The sequence below is a fragment of the Desulfocicer vacuolatum DSM 3385 genome (assembly GCF_900176365.1).
Taxonomy (GTDB): domain Bacteria; phylum Desulfobacterota; class Desulfobacteria; order Desulfobacterales; family Desulfobacteraceae; genus Desulfocicer; species Desulfocicer vacuolatum.
In genome coordinates this window covers 97,354-115,478 of record NZ_FWXY01000013.1, presented here as the reverse complement: position 1 = coordinate 115,478, position 18,125 = coordinate 97,354, and the positions used below count along the sequence as shown (strand labels likewise).

Annotated in this window: 17 protein-coding genes; 5 read left to right on the top strand and 12 right to left on the bottom strand. The window is 46.5% G+C overall.

What is annotated here, in order from left to right:
* Window positions 1–4 precede the first annotated feature (4 nt).
* On the top strand, window positions 5–844 hold the full coding sequence (locus B9A32_RS12775) for an MBL fold metallo-hydrolase (RefSeq protein WP_084069830.1): 840 nt from the start codon (window positions 5–7) through the stop codon (window positions 842–844).
* A 10-nt stretch (window positions 845–854) separates the two neighbouring features.
* Here the strand turns inward: B9A32_RS12775 and B9A32_RS12770 are convergent, their stop codons facing one another.
* The 4 genes from B9A32_RS12770 to B9A32_RS12755 all read right to left on the bottom strand — a co-directional run bounded on the left by B9A32_RS12770 (window position 855) and on the right by B9A32_RS12755 (window position 6,867).
* Window positions 855–2,654 carry a DUF6178 family protein gene (locus B9A32_RS12770; RefSeq protein WP_084069829.1) on the bottom strand — a complete coding sequence of 600 codons (1,800 nt, stop codon included), beginning with the start codon at window positions 2,652–2,654 and terminating at the stop codon, window positions 855–857.
* A gap of 121 nt (window positions 2,655–2,775) precedes the next feature.
* Window positions 2,776–4,026 (bottom strand): AmpG family muropeptide MFS transporter, encoded by a 1,251-nt coding sequence (locus tag B9A32_RS12765; RefSeq protein ID WP_084069828.1) that lies wholly within the window; start codon window positions 4,024–4,026, stop codon window positions 2,776–2,778.
* Window positions 4,027–4,443: 417 nt separating this feature from the next.
* Window positions 4,444–6,123: a B12-binding domain-containing radical SAM protein gene (locus B9A32_RS12760; protein WP_084069827.1), complete on the bottom strand. Its 1,680-nt coding sequence runs from the start codon at window positions 6,121–6,123 to the stop codon at window positions 4,444–4,446.
* 156 nt (window positions 6,124–6,279) lie between these two features.
* Window positions 6,280–6,867 carry a nitroreductase family protein gene (locus B9A32_RS12755; RefSeq protein ID WP_084069826.1) on the bottom strand — a complete coding sequence of 196 codons (588 nt, stop codon included), beginning with the start codon at window positions 6,865–6,867 and terminating at the stop codon, window positions 6,280–6,282.
* Window positions 6,868–6,893: 26 nt separating this feature from the next.
* Here B9A32_RS12755 and B9A32_RS21760 point away from each other — a divergent pair, with 26 nt between their 5' ends.
* Window positions 6,894–7,139 carry a hypothetical protein gene (locus tag B9A32_RS21760; protein ID WP_212637924.1) on the top strand — a complete coding sequence of 82 codons (246 nt, stop codon included), beginning with the start codon at window positions 6,894–6,896 and terminating at the stop codon, window positions 7,137–7,139.
* Here B9A32_RS21760 and B9A32_RS12750 read toward each other — a convergent pair.
* Window positions 7,123–7,761: an XTP/dITP diphosphatase gene (locus B9A32_RS12750; protein ID WP_084069825.1), complete on the bottom strand. Its 639-nt coding sequence runs from the start codon at window positions 7,759–7,761 to the stop codon at window positions 7,123–7,125. The genes B9A32_RS21760 and B9A32_RS12750 overlap by 17 nt on opposite strands.
* A gap of 484 nt (window positions 7,762–8,245) precedes the next feature.
* On the opposite strand from B9A32_RS12750, the gene B9A32_RS12745 reads away from it, so the two are divergent.
* Window positions 8,246–8,884 (top strand): YiaD family glycine zipper/OmpA-like lipoprotein, encoded by a 639-nt coding sequence (locus B9A32_RS12745; RefSeq protein ID WP_084069824.1) that lies wholly within the window; start codon window positions 8,246–8,248, stop codon window positions 8,882–8,884.
* A gap of 51 nt (window positions 8,885–8,935) precedes the next feature.
* Here the strand turns inward: B9A32_RS12745 and B9A32_RS12740 are convergent, their stop codons facing one another.
* Together B9A32_RS12740 and B9A32_RS21135 are read right to left on the bottom strand one after the other, a co-directional pair.
* Window positions 8,936–10,573, bottom strand: coding sequence for a pyridoxal-dependent decarboxylase (locus tag B9A32_RS12740; RefSeq protein ID WP_084069823.1), 1,638 nt, complete (start codon window positions 10,571–10,573; stop codon window positions 8,936–8,938).
* Window positions 10,536–10,730 (bottom strand): hypothetical protein, encoded by a 195-nt coding sequence (locus tag B9A32_RS21135; protein WP_139795818.1) that lies wholly within the window; start codon window positions 10,728–10,730, stop codon window positions 10,536–10,538. The genes B9A32_RS12740 and B9A32_RS21135 overlap by 38 nt, the downstream gene beginning before the upstream one ends.
* Window positions 10,731–11,531: 801 nt before the next feature.
* Between B9A32_RS21135 and B9A32_RS12735 the strand changes: the two genes are divergently transcribed.
* A complete protein-coding gene (locus B9A32_RS12735; protein WP_084069822.1) occupies window positions 11,532–12,680 on the top strand; it encodes a peptidoglycan-binding domain-containing protein in 1,149 nt (382 codons plus the stop codon).
* A gap of 396 nt (window positions 12,681–13,076) precedes the next feature.
* Here B9A32_RS12735 and B9A32_RS12730 read toward each other — a convergent pair whose 3' ends face one another.
* Genes B9A32_RS12730 through B9A32_RS12710 form a run of 5 tightly spaced genes read right to left on the bottom strand, consistent with a single transcriptional unit; the run spans window position 13,077 to window position 16,931 of the window.
* Window positions 13,077–14,198: an MFS transporter gene (locus B9A32_RS12730; protein WP_232367148.1), complete on the bottom strand. Its 1,122-nt coding sequence runs from the start codon at window positions 14,196–14,198 to the stop codon at window positions 13,077–13,079.
* 17 nt (window positions 14,199–14,215) lie between these two features.
* On the bottom strand, window positions 14,216–14,761 hold the full coding sequence (locus B9A32_RS12725; RefSeq protein ID WP_084069820.1) for a 2-oxoacid:acceptor oxidoreductase family protein: 546 nt from the start codon (window positions 14,759–14,761) through the stop codon (window positions 14,216–14,218).
* The gene (locus B9A32_RS12720; protein ID WP_084069819.1) at window positions 14,758–15,567 is read right to left on the bottom strand and encodes a 2-oxoacid:ferredoxin oxidoreductase subunit beta; all 810 of its coding nucleotides are present in this window, start codon (window positions 15,565–15,567) and stop codon (window positions 14,758–14,760) included. The genes B9A32_RS12725 and B9A32_RS12720 overlap by 4 nt, the downstream gene beginning before the upstream one ends.
* Window position 15,568: 1 nt before the next feature.
* Window positions 15,569–16,717: a 2-oxoacid:acceptor oxidoreductase subunit alpha gene (locus B9A32_RS12715; protein WP_084069818.1), complete on the bottom strand. Its 1,149-nt coding sequence runs from the start codon at window positions 16,715–16,717 to the stop codon at window positions 15,569–15,571.
* Window positions 16,710–16,931, bottom strand: coding sequence for a 4Fe-4S dicluster domain-containing protein (locus B9A32_RS12710; protein ID WP_084069817.1), 222 nt, complete (start codon window positions 16,929–16,931; stop codon window positions 16,710–16,712). Before B9A32_RS12710 ends, B9A32_RS12715 begins: the two co-directional genes overlap by 8 nt.
* A gap of 334 nt (window positions 16,932–17,265) precedes the next feature.
* Here B9A32_RS12710 and B9A32_RS12705 point away from each other — a divergent pair, with 334 nt between their 5' ends.
* Window positions 17,266–18,117 (top strand): glycosyltransferase family 2 protein, encoded by an 852-nt coding sequence (locus B9A32_RS12705; RefSeq protein WP_084069816.1) that lies wholly within the window; start codon window positions 17,266–17,268, stop codon window positions 18,115–18,117.
* Window positions 18,118–18,125: the final 8 nt, after the last annotated feature.

Sequence of the window (18,125 nt, the reverse complement as noted above, 5' to 3'; positions counted from 1 at the left end):
TAGCATGAAGATTAAATGCTGGGGATCCAGAGGATCCATCGCCGTTGCCGGCAATGAATACTGTAAATTTGGAGGGGAAACCACCTGTATTCAGGTCATTGCCGGATCTGGGGAAAATTTAATCATAGATGCGGGTACCGGTATACGAAAACTGGGAATTGATCTTGTTGCAGCCCCCCGGCAGGAACTGTATCTTTTTCTTACCCATGCCCACTGGGATCATATTTCCGGTTTTACTTTCTTTAAGCCCCTGCAGGACCCCGGGGTAACCCTGACAGTTCAAAACAGCTCATTTTCAAACACCACTGTTGAAGAAATTTTTAAAAGTCTCATCCAACCGCCTTTTTTCCCCATCACCATGAAGGACCTTGAAGCCAACATCCGGTACAAAGACCACATGAAAGATCAGTTTACCATTGGGTCTCTTTCCATCTCCACCATTGCCCTGAATCACCCCGGGGGCGGACTGGGCTATAAATTTACGGAAAATGGAAAATCCTTTGTGTTTCTCACAGATAACGAATTGGGTTACCGGCACCCTAAGGGGTTGGAAAATGAAGCGTATGAACGTTTTTGCAGCAATGCAGATCTTCTTTTCCATGATGCAGAGTTCACCCCCGACGAATACCCTTCAAAAACAGGATGGGGACACTCTGCATATACAGATGTGATTGAGCTTGCCATAAAAGCCCGGGTAAAAGAACTGGGATTATTTCACCTTAACCAGGAAAGAACAGACATCCAGATGGATAAAATCGTGGACCATTGCCGCCGGATCATAAAGGATCGTGGAGAGAGCATGGCATGTCTGGGTGTTGCCTGCAACATGGAATTTAATCTTTAATTTTTTCAAATCATTCACCAATGAAAAAATGGGTGGCCATCAATTCCGGCTCAATGTCCATTTCCATCACACCGCCGTACTCATCCTCAAGTTCATCAAATAAAACGGTTACCGCATCTTTGATATTTTCACTCAACGTTTTTTCCCCTGCGGTCCGGGCCAGCCACAAAAGAAAATCAGCTCTTTTGTCAAGGGTAATGCATCTTTTCTTTATGTTCTTATCATCCTTTGAAAACAGTGCCTGAAAAAAAGGCTGGAAACCGGGCAAAGGAATGGATTTAACCACCATATCCATCCCCAGACAGGATCGGGCCCACAAGGTCAACAAAAGCGATTTCCAGGTAAGCAGACCTGAAGTATCAAGGGCTATTTCCGGATCCATGACGGCCATGAGTGCATCCACTTCCTGGATGATTGCCAGCTGCCGGGCACTTTCCATCAAATCAGACAAACCGGCAAAAGGTCGATACAATACACCTGTAACATAATTATCAAAATATAACGGTCTTGCCAGGAAAAGCCCTCCGGCGACACCCAGCCAGTTCTCCCCGAGAAAGGACAAGGAAAGATCCCGGGAAGAAATCCAGCTTGTCTCATACCATTGTCTTGCAGCGGTTTTAAGCCGAATACCGGCACCTGAAGCCATGTGGAAAATCGTTTCAAGGGAATAGGTCATAATAATACCCACCCCATGGGGGGCAAGGCACGTGTCCGTCTGTCCATGGATTATTTCCATCCCCAGGGAAAGATACGCACAGGTTTTTTTAACCGCACCCTCCATATCTTTCCGGGATCGAATGGTTACTTGATCAGCAGAAATGACATGATTTACTAATGAAGCCAGTTCAGCCTGGAGGTTCATCAGAGCCGTCTCGTCCGCCACGCCCGCAAGCGCCCTGGCAAAAAGGCTTTCCCTGGGCATGAGGCTGTCTGTAAAGCAGGGGAAAATCGGTAAATCCGTTCCCAGCCAGGGACGTGTGAGCCATGACGATGCCCGGGGTTTGATATCCTTCAGCGCCATGGGTTGATACACACCAACGGCTTCGTAATGGGGTAAAAATCCCTTTTCAGCCAGCCTTACATTTCTTAAACGATATTGCTCTTCTTCTGTTTCAGAGGGGATAACAGCCGTACTTTCCATGAGCACAGCCTGGCATATTGAAAGGTCCATCTGTGCCAGGGCATTGAGCATTCCGGTGATCAGAGACTCTGCCCGTTCCCGGTTTTTTTCCAGCTCACCTGCGGGATCGGCATCTCCTTCATCCCCTATTGCCAGAAGCGATACTTCATTGACCACATCTTTGACCTCCAGAGAAATTTCAGGAAATCTAAAATAAAACTGATGGTCCAATGTGGTGAAATCATCTCCAAAGTCCGATGGATTCTCATCATGTTCAAGGATACGGATTTCCATGCTCTTAAAAAAATAGTATTCCAGAAAATCCGGTTTTTCCTTGATGATCCATCGAAGCAGACGCTGGGGATCGGCTTTAAAAAGCATCTCCAGTGTCCGGGTCATGCAGGGAAGATCCAGTCTGTCCCCCTGCCACACATCCATATCCAGGAAGTACTCCCATTGTCGGGAGGTTGCAAGGGAAAGAACAGGAATAAAATCGTCCACACCGATGTGATGCATGAGATAATAAAGATCCTGATCAGGAAAGGATTGAATCAATGTGGCCGGTTGATTTGAACTCAGTATATCATCAAGGGCCTGCTGGGAGTCCCCGGCAAGGATCTGTGACCTTTCTTTTAAAAGCGCTTTTTCTTTTCTAATGGCATTTGCCAGCTGGTAATCTGTCATTTGCATGCGTACTTCCTATTTACAACCAAGGGAATAAATGGGACATATAAACCGCCACGGGGGGATCGAATTCTGATCCGGCTCCATCCACAACAAAGCTTGAAAGATAGAACAGGGTTTCACAGTGTCAATGCCTTGCACCGTTCCAGGGCGCACATTTCATCAAAAGCAACATACCGGGCAGGGCCGCAAGTGTGCAGCAGATAAAAAAACTTTCCCATCCCAGGTGCTTTGCAAAAAATCCCGTGGGGGCCGCAGCCAGCACCCTGGGAATTCCCATGAGGCTGGAGAGCAGTGCATACTGGGTGGCAGTGAAGCGTTTATCGGTTAAGGCCGCCATAAATGCCACATAGGCAGCCGTTCCCATGCCGGAAGACAGATTTTCAAAGGCAATCACCCCGGAGAGCCATCCAATGCTGTGTCCCACCACGGCAAGCCAGGCAAACCCTGCGGTGGAAAGGGCCTGGAGAAAACCAAATACCCACAAACTTCTGTTAATGCCTATTTTCAGCATCAATATTCCACCGGAAAAGGTACCGAGCAAGGTGGCCCAGAAGCCAAAAATTTTAACCACCGCCCCCACCTCGGTCATGGAAAAACCCACATCCAGGTAAAAAGGGGTGGTCATGGCCGAAGCCATGGTGTCCCCGATTTTATAGAACATGACAAACAAAAGAATGAGCAAAGCACCTTCCCGGGAAAAATATTCCCGCAGGGGTTCAACAACAGCCTGGGCAAGGGTGTCAGGCTGTCCAGACACTTTTTCCGGCTCCGGTGTCATCACGGTTGCCACCATGCCGGGAATAAGGGAAGCTGCCATGATCAGATACACCATGGAAAAGGAGATGTGATCCGCAAGGATAAGGCCGCCCCCCGATGCCAGCAACATGCCAGCCCGGTATCCGTAAATATACAAAGATGAGCCCAATCCCAGCTCTTTGTCAGTGAGGTCCTCCCGGCGGTAGGCATCCACCACAATATCCTGGGAGGCGCTGCAAAAGGTAACCAGAAATGCAGCAAAGGCAACCATCCATGGGGATTTGGCAGGATTCATTAAACCCAAAAGAACAATGGAGAGTAGCAGGGCCACCTGGGCCACTAAAAGCCACCCCTTTCTTCTGCCCAGAAACGGCAGGGTAAAACGATCAAACAGAGGCGCCCAGACAAATTTCAAGGTATAGGGCAGCCCCACCAGGGAAAAGGTGCCAATCACGGTTAAATCAACCCCGGCTTTTTTCATCCAGGCCTGGAGCACAGAAATGGTTAGCAGCAGGGGTACACCACAGGAAAATCCCATGATCAGGGCCACCGTCATTTTTCGGCTGAGAATCTGCTTTATTATGGGTACATCAGTGGGTTGAGATTCATCTGGGACCATATTTAAAGGCTCCTTTGACATTCATGATTTTTTATAACCGCCACGGGCAGACCGTATTCTGGCCTCGGCCTGCCCACAGCAAAGCTTGAAATACACCCCTGATTTGCGGAATATTTCATATAACCGCCACGGGCGGATCTTATTCTGATCTCGTTCCGCCCACAACAAAAGTAGAAATACTCCAACAGATTGATGGAGTATTTCATATCAACGGGCATCTCCCGGCGGACACAACAAATATAGGGTCGTAGACGCGAAGCCAAATGGTAATATACCGCCGCCCCCCGACGGGCAATGGGCCGGACCGGAACTGTAGACAACTCAATTGTCCGGTTCCTATTGCCCGTCGGGGGGCGGCTCTGCTGAGGTTGCCTTATATATAAAAACTACCATGGCAGATCAGCCTGAGCTTTTGGACTATAATTTGGATTTACAGGCATTAACATAGGGCTGAATATCATCATGGGATTTAAATTTTTCAAGAAAGGACAGGGCATCACTGAAGCGGCCAAGATTCATCAAACTCACAGCCATGCAGATATTCAAAGATTTATCATTTCCAAAATGAATCAAGGCTTTTTCCATCAATGCCACAGCCCTGTCAAAACGGCGCTGTTTCTGATGAAGCATGCCAAGTCCCAGATACGCCCTGGCATCCGGTGCATAGGAAAGGGAACGTTCATAAAGCAAAGCCGCTGTTTTTAAAGGTTCTTTCACCCGGGGATGGTTGCTGTAATCCCCATGACTGAAGGTCATGGCCAGTCTGGACAGAAAATCGGCATGAAAAGGATAAAGCGCCCTGTTGTCCACCAACGCTATTTCAAGGGCATATTGCTCAATCCGGGAAAAAAATGTATTCCGAATTTTTTTTCCAAAATCGGTCACCTGTTCAAGAGTAAGATTCGGGTCCAGCTGGAACCAGGGAATATCCTCTATTTTCTGTTTCCAGACATGGGGAGAGATTTTTTTCCGGGACAGAAGATCATTGTACAGCCCGGTGCCGGGAAAGAGGACCAAAATGTAAGAAACAAGACTCAAAGGTTTAATTTTTTCAATGAGATCAACTGTTTCCTGGATGGTGGCCGTGGTTTCTCCGGGGGAACCGTATATGATGTAAGCCCGGGGCAGAATACCAAAAGAACGTGTCATCTCAAACGCTTTGACAATACGACCGGTTTTAAAAGGTTTACCAAGGGTTTTTCGAATGGTTTCAGATCCGCTTTCCACCCCGAAACTGATTTGAATGCACCCTGCCCTTCGCATGTAAAAAAGAATCTCTTCATCCAGAAAATCCATCCGGGAAATGGCCACCCAGGTGCATGCCAGTTTTCGTTGGACAATTTCACGACATACCCCCATCACCCGGGCCTTATCCATGGTAAAGGTATCATCGGAAATAAAAAAATGGGTTATGCCCCGCTGGATGAGTAATGCCATTTCATCCACAAACCAGGTCACCGAGTGAAACCTCACACGGGATTTACCCCAAAATTGGGGAGACCCGCAAAATCGACACCGGCCGGGGCATCCCCGGGAAAGACTGATGTGCTGATAATCAAAATAGCGGGCAGGATGGGCAAGTGAATCCAGATCCTCAATAAGAACGGAATCTCCGGTGTCCACAATATTTTTATCACGGAAAAAGACAAGCCCCTTGATGTGATGGGGGGGGCTGATATTTGTGGAAATAATATGATCCACCAGTTCACAAAAACTGCGCTCCCCCTCCCCTTTCACAATATAATCAAGGGCCGGGCACACCGAAAACAGATGCCCGGCAAGAAAGGTGGCACCCGGGCCGCCAAACACCACCGTGACATGGGGATTTATTTTTTTTGCCAGGGCGGCACCGTCCATGGCACAATGGCGGCTGGCATTGAGCAGAGAAAAACCCACAATATCGGGTTGATGCTGTTTTAAAAGATTTTCCAGATGGGCCAGGGGCTCTGGTACAGCGGCAAGGTTCACCAGGGTAACTTCAATCCCCTTATCCTTCAGAAGCGCCCCCAGATAATAAAGTCCCATGGGAACGGCCAAGGCATCCTCATCGGTGATGCGACGGTCCAGGCAGGCGGGATTGATCAGAAAAATATGCAATGAATTTATTCCTTTTAAGAGCTTATTTAAAAATCAGGAAATCGAAGTGCAATCTCATGAGATTGCAGGCGATTGATCTATTTTTAAACAGGCTTTAAGAATTTGTCCGGTCTGAAAAAATCCGGCTAACAACCATATTGATTGGATCACAACCTTTCAATGGGCTGCCACAATGATCTCTTCAAGTTTGCGTTTGGGCACATGGTGCACCGATTCCCGGTCACGCCAATAACGTATGTTGCCATCTTCGCCCACCTGCTCCAGAACCACATTTTCCACAGGTTTTCCCAGGGCAATCACCAGCAACACTTCATGGCTTGGGGAAATGGATAAATATTGTCGAATTTTTTTATGATTAATGGCCGCAAAAATACATCCGCCAAGTCCCTGCTCCCTGGCTCCCAAAAGGATGGTCTGGGCCGCAATGCCATGGTCACAGCGAAAATTTTCAGTGATATTTTTATCGCCCATGATCACAATGTAGCCACTGGGACGCTCCCCGGGTTCCGGTCCTTTCCACTTTGGAAGATAAGCGGCCCAGGCAAGACAGGAAAAAATTTCCCTGTTTTTCTCTTCAGAGGCAGAAAGAATGTATTTCAACGGCTGGAGATTTCCTGCCGAAGCAGTGTTCCTTGCCAGATCAACAAGTCCCTTTAATGTCTTTATTTCCACTCTCATGGAAGCATCAAAGCGCCTGTAGCTTCGATTTCCCATGACCAGCTCATGGACTGATTTTTTTTCCATTATTTTACCCTGTTTTATTTTTTTATATGAAATACTCCGTAAATCTGTGGAGTATTTCTACCTTTGTTGTGGGCAGAGCCGGATCAGAATACGGTCCGCCCGTGGCGGTTATATGTAATACTCCGCAAACCGGGGGTGTATTTCAAATTTTGTTGTGGGTAGGCCGAGGTCAAAATAAGGTCTACCTGTGGCAATTATTCAAGCAAAAGATAAAGGATACCAGCAAGCTGATAAGAAAAACCACAGGGCTGTTGATCAAGATTTACAGGTAAATGTCTCCATGCGTGGCATGTTGATATCCAGCCAGTCCAATATCTTGTCAAATTCCTGGGCCACCTCCTGCAAAGCTTTTCCACGGTGGCTTACCCGGCTTTTTTCCGCCATGGAGACTTCTGCAAAACTTTTCCCAAACTCTGGAAAAAAGAAAAGCGGATCATACCCGAAACCGTTCTCTCCCTGGGGAGATTCAAGGATCTCCCCTTCACATCGACCTTCATAGGTCAGGGCCGCCCCCGTTGGAATGGCAATGGATATGACGCATTCAAAAGCAGCACTTCTATCCTCTTTTCCCTTCATTTCCCTGAGAAGTTTTTCACAGTTGTCAGCATCGGTGGCTGTTTCTCCCGCATAACGGGCCGAACGCACCCCGGGTTTTCCCCCAAGGGCTGTGACCACCAGTCCCGAGTCATCGGACATGGCCGGATACCCCAATACTCTGGCTGCAAATGCCGCTTTTTTGTAGGCATTGTCATCAAAGGTTTCTCCGTCTTCCTCCACTTCTGGAATGGGGCCAAAGTCATCCAAGTTTTTAATCTCAATGGGAAATGATTTTAACAACTCCCGAATTTCCCTGGTTTTACCCTTATTTCTTGTTGCAAGAACAATAATATTCATAAAATAACCTCTCTATTTCAGATATATATTTTTTTATATGAAATACTCCTCAAATCAGGGGTATATTTCAAGTTTTGTTGTGGGCGGAACCGGGTCAAAATAAGGTCCGCCCGTGGCGATTATATGAAATACTCCCCAAATCAGGGGTGTATTTCAAGCTTCGTTATGGGTAAAAAACAGAAAATTTACCCAATTCAAATTCCCCCAAAAGATATACGCCACGGCTAACCATTTGTAAAGTTCTTGCTGTTTTCCATATTTATTCCTTGATAAAACCCACAGCAACAATTAGAGTTATCAAAAGAGGTGCGGATGCAATTTATCTCTTATTTTTAATGAGATTGCATTGTTTGCCATCCATACGTATGCCTAAAAGCAGTTTGCACTTTTTTTAAAGTTGTCCGAAAACGGAAATATGGATCGACAAAGTGCAAACCGGCAATGAGGCGTAATTATTGCTTATTAAAAAATTCAGGAGTTTAACATGAAAAAAATGCGATTAACTGTTCTCATCACCCTTTCTCTTTTCATCGTATCCTGCGCAGGAACCACAAACCAAGAGAGTAAAACCAAAGAAGGGGCCATGGTGGGGGCCGGGGTGGGGGCTATTTTGGGCCAGGTCATTGGCGGGGATACCGAAGGAACCCTGATCGGTGCAGGCATTGGCGCTGCACTGGGTGGCATTGCCGGAAATCAGATTGGTGCCTACATGGACCGCCAGGAGGCTGACCTGAGAAATGTGGTGTCAGCATCCCAGGCAGCCAGTGTGTCAAGATCCCAAAACGTTCTCACAGCAACCTTTAAATCCAATATGTTCTTTGACACCAACTCATCTACATTAAAACCCGGGGCCTATTCAGAGCTTGACCGGGTGGCAAAGGTTCTCCGGGATTACCCCCAGACCAGAATCCGCGTGGAAGGACACACCGACAGCAAAGGGGCCGCAGCATACAACATGACCCTTTCGGAAAGAAGAGCCCAGGCCGTTGCCGATGCCCTGGTCCAGCGCAATGTTGATCCCGCACGGATGCAGGTCATGGGATTTGGGGAATCTCAACCGGTCTCTTCCAGCGATGCAGACAACAGAAGGGTGAACATAGTTATCATTCCTTTGGAAGCTTAAGCCAAGGCCTTTTTAAACAGGCAAAATGCGCCTGCCCACCCCTGTCATAAATCAAAACGGTTCAGGAGATTGCAAAATTTTTTTTGCAATCTCCTCCTGTTCATCCAGCACCTCATTTAGAATATCCATGTCTGTCATGGGATTCATGATCACCGCCCGCAACACCACCTGCCCTTCCGTGTCTTTGGTGCCCTGACGGATGCGGGTCCTTGACACAAAACTTTTGCCGGCTTCCCTCTGTTCCCGCTGAACTTTAATGTTGAGCTGATTTACCCTGTCCTCCAGTTTTTCCTTCTCCCCTGGGGAGGCGGAAAGGATCTGTTCCTTAATTTTGGGGGGCAAAATTCTGTAGGTTAAAATATTAAGTTCTGGCTCTGTGACCATTTCAAACAATTCCCGGGCATGGATGGCCCGGCTGAAGCCCTGGGCCGTTTCAATGCCATGATCCACCATTAAGCCATACCCACGGGTTCCCATGATTTTCAGGGAACTGTCCAGAATCAAAGAGTTGGCCTCCCTGGAACCTTCCAAAGTTTTAATACCAAGGTCCACACTGCCCTCTCTGTTCACATAGTTGGCATGGTAGGCGATGGCGTCCATGGCCAGGGGATCTCTAAAATAAACCATACCGCAGGTCATGGGCATAAAAAACTGTTTATGCCCGTCAATGGTCACAGAATCCCCCCGTTCAATACCCTTTAATTTAAAGGCATACCGTTCAGACAGCATCACCGGGCCTCCCCATGCCGCATCCACATGGAAATGAAGGCCATGATCTTCACACACATCGGCAATGGCATCCAGGGGATCCACAATGCCTGTTTCTGTGGCACCGGCAATTCCCACCACCGCCATAATACCGATTTTACCGTTTTTCTTAAGATCAACAATCCTCCGGTTCAGTTTTAACACATCCACACGATGGTGGGCATCCACATCAACGGGAATGACATTTTTATGCCCGATGCCAAGAATCCCCCCGGCCTTTTTCAGGGAAAAATGCCCCCTGGGGGATGCCAGGATAACTGCTTTATCCAAAGAATAGGCTTTGAGAGCCTCTGCCATGCCCTGGGCCTCCACCCCTTGAAAACGGTCAAATGGTTTCAATAAAAGGTTCCGTGCCACCCACAGGGCTGTTAAGTTGGCCGTTGTCCCACCGGTTGTGAAAGAACCAAGTGTGGTATCTGTGCTCTGGACGTGGGTATGATAAAAAATTTCGCTGTTTTTATAAATCAAACGATGAATCTTTGCCAGAACCTGTTTTTCCAGCACAGACAAAACCTTGGAGGTTTCAAGCTTGATAACGTTCTGGTTCAAGGCCGCCACTATGGCCTTTAAATGAACCATGAAAAAAGGAATGGCAGCTGTCATATGTCCCACGAAATAGGGTGATGCCACATTAACAGCCCGGGGGGCGATGCCCTGGATAATGTCTGAGATAACATCAGCCAGTTTTTTTTCAGGATGGGGACTGATCACGGTCTCTTTATAAAGATCGGTTAACGCCTTGAGACTGATGGCCTCGGTGACCCCCACATTTTTATTTAAAAAATCATGAAGTCCAAAAAGAATCTGCTCCATATATTTAATCAGGGTTTCACGCGAAGCGTCGTCTTCGGGTCTTATAAATATTCGCTGCAATGATTCCCAGTCAGCCACCAGATCTTTTTTTATATATTGTTTTTCCATATTTTATTTCACGCTCAAATTTAGATTCATCATTTGAAAAACATCCACCGCACTCAATGCTTCCCTTGTTCATGGTGAAGCCTTCTTTGTATCCACTGATAAGGGACTCAGACCTTATTGGTTTACCATTTAACAATCTCTGCTTACTATTTTCCATTAATGAGACCCCGAATAAACGGTAGATTGAAAATTGCTGACGCCCTGAAGTACAGCACTCAACACAATCCCCCATCTAACCAACCCAGATTTCCCGGAAATCCAGTCAGTGAAAAATATTAATCAATAACAAGGAAATCCATACAGATCATTTTTCACCAAAAAACTCAACTCAATTATTTACTCCAAATCATAATCATTAACTGCCGGAAATACAAAATCATGAAATCTTTTGCCATCCCTTTATTTTTTTCTTGACAATTTGCCCCAGCGCTTTACAATTATTAACATTATTTAAAAAGATTCAGCGTTCTTCACAACTACTTTACATTTTTTAAAACCATATCGCCGTTTTTCAAGGGATTCCTCCAAAAAAATGTGGCCCCCTGCATGGTCAAGGTTAATATTTAGGATTGAACATGCCACAAAGCATTACATCTTGGTATATTTGAAAACCGGCAATCCTGAGATTAAGTGATGACAATGCACTGCTTTTGTGGTGATATGAAAGACGCTAAAAATCCTTAATATTTTAATTCAAATCCTCTTTACATAACAGTTCAGCTCATTATTCTAACAACCGTTCGCATGATGTCAGAAAGATAATTTTGGACAAATTGTTTCTCAAACAGAGAAGACTTACCCCAAAACATAAAATTGTTCTTAATAATACTTTTCTTACCAACACATTGCATAATTTTTAGACTATCCCGTGTCCACATTGGTGCACCAGACGAAATAACGATTCCATATCCATTTCGTACATGTGCCAGAAATTGCAACATTAAAAAGGAGGCGTAATATGAAAAAATTTATCAGGATGGTGTGCTTCTTAGCCGGTGTTCTCATTGTATTTGCCCTTGGTGGTTGTGCATCTCAAATGACATCTACTCCGGATCAAGTCAAATCACTTCAAACTCAACTGGCGGAAAAAGACAAAACAATATCCAGCCTTAACACCGAACTTGAAACAGCAGAAAAAAAACTGTCCATGACAGAAAAAAGCGCTGAACAGATTCAATTTGAACTGGAAGAACAGCAACGAAAGGCTGATGAAGCAAGATTAATGAGCACAGCCCCCCTTCTTCCGCCCAACCCAAAGGTGGGGGAATGTTATGCAAGGGTCTTTGTAAACCCCACCTATCAAAAAACAAAGGAAACGGTACTCAAAAAACAAGCATCCGAATATGTAAAAATCATACCCGCAGAATATGGATACAAGGAAAAAGAGGTGCTTGTTAAAGAATCGTCTGAAAGGCTCCAGGTCATACCAGCCCAATATGGATGGGAAACAGAAAAGGTGTTGGTAAAAGAAGCCTCTTACAAAATGGTTAATGTTCCTGCACAATACACCTGGGAGGAAGAAACCATTTTGTTAAAACCTGCCCACACTATCTGGAAAAAAGGTGAGGGTTTGGTGGAAAAGGTGGACAATAATACCGGTGAAATCATGTGCCTTGTGGAGGTGCCCGCAACTTATAAAACCGTTAAAAAGAAGACCCTTAAAACAGCGGCAACCTCCAAGAGAATTGAAATCCCAGCCCAATACAAAACAGTGAAAAGAAAAGTCCTGATATCACCTGCCACAGTGAAAAAAATTGTCATTCCTGCGGAGTACAAAACTGTGAAAGTAAAAGAAATGATTACCCCTCCAAGAGAGGAACGCATCACTATACCCGCTGAATACACCACCATTGAACGGACAGAAAAACTCACCGACGGTAAGCTGGAATGGCGCAGGGTGTTGTGCGAGACCAATATGGGTGAGGACATTATTACAAGATTACAAACCGCATTAAGAAATAATGGACATGATCCTGTTTTTATAGATGGTGTCATGGGGTGGAGAACCACAAAAGCATTGAAAGCGTATCAAAAAGAGAAAGGTCTGGCCGTGGGTAACATAACCTACGAGACCCTGGAAAGTCTCAAAATAGTACGAAACATGTAGTTTTTTCCCATCCCGGCAAGGGTGGCAAACATAAAATCATATGATACTTTGACTTTAATAGTACTGACTGGAGCCTGCTTCGTTATATGGTAAATATTCGGCTTGGCAATGTAAAGGTTTAGGCAGAGCCTCATATTTGCCTGTTTGGGACTGCGTAGCATACAATTGCTATGTGAGCAGGCCAAAACAGGCGATGAGGGGGCTCACCGAATATTTACCCTTTAAGGGGTTCCAGTCTTATCTTATCAATACGTTTTTTATCAATAGGTTGGAAGGAATCGCTGCGCTCACCTTCCAACCAAAAGTTGCAACAAACACGCCTCGCATGCAGATGAACTTTTGGTTATCCCGTTAAAATGCTAAGAACAATCGCACAGCCAGGAAGCCAGGTAAAATTTACTCAACAAACGCATTTTTCCAATAAAGAAAAAGCATCAACATTCCCCCTGACATGGCAATGCCGCTGCTTGCCAGAAAAAGGTATCCCTTCCAGGCATCGTAAAACATGCCACTGAAAAAAAATCCCACCATCATGCCCGCCCCATAGGTCACGGCATTGTTCACTGCCTGTCCAACGGTTTTGCCCCCCCGGGGTGAGAGCTTTTCAATGGCAAGAATACTTGCCACATGAAAGGCTCCATAGGTAAAGGCATGGAGCAACTGGGAAAATAGAATCACCAAGGCAGATGAGGTCATAAACAATATCCACCAGCGGAGCATGGCGACGATAAAGGAAAAAAGCAGAACAGTGCGAATTTTAAAATGCCTGAAAATGCGATCCGAGCCAGCCATGACACCAATCTCGGCAAAGGATGCCAGCCCCCATGCCATACCGATAAAACCCGTGGAAAGCCCCATCTCTTCCAGATAGATGGAAAAAAAACCATAATAGGCCCCATGGCTCACCAACATGAAAAAGGCTGCCAAAAGAAACAAACCGGTATTAAGCGAAAAAAAAGAAATTAACCCTGATTCAGAGGGGGCTTTTCGCATTTTTTTCTTTGCCTTTGGCATGCCCAGTCCCAGAACAAACTGAAGACAGCTACCGCCAAGAATCAGGGGAATGATAAACATTGTTGAGGTATCAGACAATATGCGGCCCAGCCCCACAGCCATTAAGATAAAGGCAAAGGATCCCCAGGCCCGGGAAGCGCCGTATTTTTTCTTTTCAGGGCCCAGAATATCCATGGCAGAGGCTTCTATAAAAGAAATAATGGGTGAATAAAAAATGGAATGAAGGGCAAGGATTATGAGGATGGGAATAAATTCCCGGGAAAAGAAAAGAAGGGACCACACAAGGGCACTGGCAAGGGAACAGAACAGCAAAATGGATTTGCGGGCATTGAGCCTGTCCGCAGCCATGGCCCATAACACAGGAAAAACCACCACCCCGGCTGTTTTCACGGTGGAGAGAACACCAATCTCCAGGCCTGAAAAACCAAGGTGATGGCAAAACAGGTTAAAATAGGGAAGAAAAATTCCCAGGGTCCCAAAATAGACAAAATAATGGGACCCCAATATTAATTTTAAGGGATTCAAACCGCTCGCAGGGCGCCAAGATCCATGCCAAGATCCAGGGCTTTCCGGTTCATCTCAATGAAATCCTCGGGAACCCGAGATTTAAGGACATCCATCACTGACGGTGGCTTGAGAATTTCAGTCACCCCGAGCACGGCCCCCAGCATGCATACATTAAACACAATGGGCTTACCGATTTTATCCATCACGGTCTGGTACATGGGCAGTTCAATCTGCTTGGCATCCACTTTTTTGGTGGTTGTCACAAAACGGGAATCTGTGATGACGATACCCCCCGGTCGAACCAGCTCTTTATAAGTATTGTAAGACTCCTGGGTGAGGCACACCAGGGTATTGGCCTGATTCACTTCAGGAAACATAATATCTTCATCGGATATGATCACATCACTCCGGGTGGAACCGCCCCTGGCTGCAGCCCCATAGGACTGGGACTGTGTGGCGTTCTTTCCTTCGTGGATCACGGCGGCTTCGGCCAGAATAATGGCGGCGGTGATCACCCCCTGCCCTCCGGACCCTGAAAAAATCAGTCTGGTTCGTTTCATGCTTTTCTCCCCTTCATGGCTCTTTCAATCACTTCATCATAGGCCTGGCAATATTCAGGCACGTCATTATCCACAAAAATACCCCGGGGAATCAGCAAAGGATTTTTTTCCAGGGCCTTGGAACCGATTTTTGCCGTGGTATCTTTCTGAAATTTCAGCATCTGGGAGGCATTGCCCTCCTTGTTTTTACGCCCATAATGGGTGGGGCACTGGGAAAGAATTTCCACCACGGAAAACCCTTTGTGATTAATGGCCTTTTTCAGGATATCAATGGTCTCAAGAACGTGATAAGCCGTGGATCGCGCCACAAAAGAAGCACCGGCAGCCGTTGCCAGTTTCACCACATCAAATGCGCTGTCAATGGTGGAATAGGGGGCTGTGGTGGCTTTTTTACCGGCTCCGGACAATGGGGAAAACTGTCCGCCTGTCATACCATAAATCCGATTGTTCATGACAATGGCAGTGATGTCAATATTTCGTCTTGCCGCATGGATAAAATGGTTACCGCCAATGGCCAGGGCATCTCCGTCCCCCATGGGAACGATGAGCTTCAGTTCCGGCTTGCTCAGCTTGACTCCCGTGGCAAAGGCAAGGGCCCGTCCATGTATTGTGTGCAGGGAATGAAAATCCACATATCCTGAAATCCGGGCAGAACAACCAATACCGGAAGTCATGACCAGATCTTTTTTGTCCAGCTGCAGTTGATCAACAGCATGCAAAAGGGAATTTAAAATGGTTCCATGTCCACATCCGGGACACCACATATGGGGAAAATACCGTTCCCTGATATACTCTTTTACACTCATCTTATACCCCCCTTCCCTGGATAACCCGAAGGAGTGATTTAATATCCGTCGGTGTGATCAATTTTCCGTCTATGCGGTTCACAAGAAATACATTTTCAGGGCGGTCCACGGCGGCCTTCACATGGCGCATCACCTGCCCCATGTTCATCTCCACCACCAGGACTGCTTTGGCATTGGCACATTTTTCCCTGATCATGGCTTCGGGAAAGGGCCACAGGGACTGTAACTCCAGAACCCCCATTTTTTCCCCCCGGGCACGGCGGTTGGTGGCAATGTGAATGGCAGACCGGGCAGAGGAGCCATAGGAGATGAGGATATACTCGGCATCATCCATGAAATGCTCTTTGTACCGGGTGATATTGTGCACATTATTTTCAATTTTATCGTTGAGATGGTGGAGTAATCCGCTGACCACCTTGGGATTGTTGGAGGGAAATCCCCACATGTCATGGAAAAGCCCTGTGACGTTGTATCGATGATCCCCACCAAAATCAGACATGGGAAGACGTCCGTCTTCCCGGGGAAGATAGGGATGATAATCAACGCCCTTGCCCAGGGAAGTTCTCAGGCGGTCCACCCGGGCAATCTCACCGGCTTCGGGAACAATGAGTTTCTCTCGCATGTGGCCCACCGCCTCATCAAAGAGGAGAACCACAGGGGTTCGATAGGTTTCCGCCAGGTTAAATGCATCCACGGTCATGGCAAACACATCCTGGTGGTTTGAGGCAGTCAGGGCAATGATGGAGTGATCCCCGTGGGTTCCCCATCTGGCCTGATTTATGTCTCCCTGGCTGACATGGGTGGGATTACCCGTGGATGGTCCCCCCCGCTGGACATTGACAATGACGCAGGGAATTTCTGCCATGCAGGCATAACCAAGGGCTTCCTGTTTCAGGGAAAACCCGGGCCCACTGGTGGCGGTCATGACCTTGTGTCCGGTTAAAGATGCGCCGATGATGGCGCACATGGAGGCAATTTCATCCTCCATCTGGATAAATTTTCCCCCTTTTTCCGGAAGACGCTTGGATAACACTTCGGCAATCTCCGTGGACGGGGTAATGGGGTAGCCTGCAAAAAAATCAACACCTGCATACAAAGCCCCTTCTACACATGCCTCATTTCCCTGGACAAATTTTATTTTTTCAGTCATTTTTATCATCCCGGTCTGTAAGCACCTCAATTGCAAGATCAGGGCACCTTAGTTCACATAATTTACAGCAGATGCAATCCTCTGGTCTTGCTGCAATAACTTTTTCCTTGGAATCAAGTTCAAGAACCTGTTTGGGGCAGAAATCCACGCATATTCCGCAGCCCTTGCACCAGTCTCTATTTATGACATGTTCCTTTAGTTTAAGCCTTGCCATACACTCCTCTTAGTGTCTGTCCATGCCCTTTTAAGGCATTAATAGGTATGAAAGCCGGAACCACGCTGTTCCCGAAATCCCACTCAACCGTTTGAACGGGATCACCATAAAAATGCTTTCACACTGAATTTAAAAATACCGAAAAAGGCTGAATCAAAAACCGTGCCCACAATGGTGATATTCAACCTTTTTTTCGGCCAGAAAAAAAATATGATTCATAAAATAAATAATCACATTTTCCACTTTTTGTGATGCATATTTTATTTTAGTTACCAAGTCAAGGATTACCTGAATTTATTGGAAAAAGTATACGATTTGTGATAGGACAAGGACCATGAAACCCATAAAAAAAACACCCCTTGTCACCGCCATCATACCCACATTTAACAGGGGATGGTGCCTTGCCGAGGCAGTGACTTCAGTGATAAATCAAAAGTACCCTGCCATGGAAATTATTGTGGTGGATGACGGTTCAACGGACAATACTTTAAAGCTCCTGGAACCTTACATGGACAGCATCACCCTCCTGCACCAGGAAAACAAAGGGGTCAGTGCGGCACGAAACCTTGGAATCAAACACAGCACCGGTGATTTTCTGGCTTTTCTGGACTCCGATGATCTCTGGACACCGGATAAAACAGCATGCCAGGTGGATTTTTTCCAACACCACTCCCGGGCCATGATCTGCCAGACCGAGGAGATATGGATACGCAAAGGCAAAAGGGTCAATCCCAAATTCAAACACAAAAAACCGTCGGGAATGATATTTGAGCCTTCTCTTAAATTGTGCCTTGTAAGCCCTTCGGCGGTGATGATGCGGCGGGATTTTTTTGAGATTAAAGGGTATTTTGATGAAACCCTGCCCGCCTGTGAAGATTATGACCTCTGGTTGAGAACAGCTACGGATATGCCCATTTACCTGGTTGATCAGCCTTGCACCATCAAGCATGGGGGACATGGTGACCAACTGTCATCGTCCCATTCCTTGGACAAATACAGAATACAGTCCATTGAGGGGCTTTTAAAAACCCATGCTCTCACCCCTTCCCAGCAAAGAGCCGCTGTTGCGGTACTCCGGAAAAAATATCTCATTTACGGCCAGGGATGTATCAAGAGGGGAAAACTGGATGAGGGTCAACATTGTTTTGAACGGGAAACGGCCCTGGCAAAGCGATATCCACATTAAATCTTCTC

Coding starts and splice junctions, on each gene's coding strand:
- B9A32_RS12765 (WP_084069828.1), bottom strand. CDS start 4,026: ATGGTCCCAGATGAATCTCAACCCACTGATGTACCCATAATAAAGCAG.
- B9A32_RS12710 (WP_084069817.1), bottom strand. CDS start 16,931: ATGGCAAGGCTTAAACTAAAGGAACATGTCATAAATAGAGACTGGTGC.
- B9A32_RS12755 (WP_084069826.1), bottom strand. CDS start 6,867: ATGGAAAAAAAATCAGTCCATGAGCTGGTCATGGGAAATCGAAGCTAC.
- B9A32_RS21135 (WP_139795818.1), bottom strand. CDS start 10,730: ATGGAAAATAGTAAGCAGAGATTGTTAAATGGTAAACCAATAAGGTCT.
- B9A32_RS21760 (WP_212637924.1), top strand. CDS start 6,894: ATGAAATACTCCGTAAATCTGTGGAGTATTTCTACCTTTGTTGTGGGC.
- B9A32_RS12705 (WP_084069816.1), top strand. CDS start 17,266: ATGAAACCCATAAAAAAAACACCCCTTGTCACCGCCATCATACCCACA.
- B9A32_RS12725 (WP_084069820.1), bottom strand. CDS start 14,761: ATGAAACGAACCAGACTGATTTTTTCAGGGTCCGGAGGGCAGGGGGTG.
- B9A32_RS12750 (WP_084069825.1), bottom strand. CDS start 7,761: ATGAATATTATTGTTCTTGCAACAAGAAATAAGGGTAAAACCAGGGAA.
- B9A32_RS12775 (WP_084069830.1), top strand. CDS start 5: ATGAAGATTAAATGCTGGGGATCCAGAGGATCCATCGCCGTTGCCGGC.
- B9A32_RS12720 (WP_084069819.1), bottom strand. CDS start 15,567: ATGAGTGTAAAAGAGTATATCAGGGAACGGTATTTTCCCCATATGTGG.
- B9A32_RS12740 (WP_084069823.1), bottom strand. CDS start 10,573: ATGGAAAAACAATATATAAAAAAAGATCTGGTGGCTGACTGGGAATCA.
- B9A32_RS12735 (WP_084069822.1), top strand. CDS start 11,532: ATGAAAAAATTTATCAGGATGGTGTGCTTCTTAGCCGGTGTTCTCATT.
- B9A32_RS12745 (WP_084069824.1), top strand. CDS start 8,246: ATGAAAAAAATGCGATTAACTGTTCTCATCACCCTTTCTCTTTTCATC.
- B9A32_RS12770 (WP_084069829.1), bottom strand. CDS start 2,654: ATGCAAATGACAGATTACCAGCTGGCAAATGCCATTAGAAAAGAAAAA.
- B9A32_RS12715 (WP_084069818.1), bottom strand. CDS start 16,717: ATGACTGAAAAAATAAAATTTGTCCAGGGAAATGAGGCATGTGTAGAA.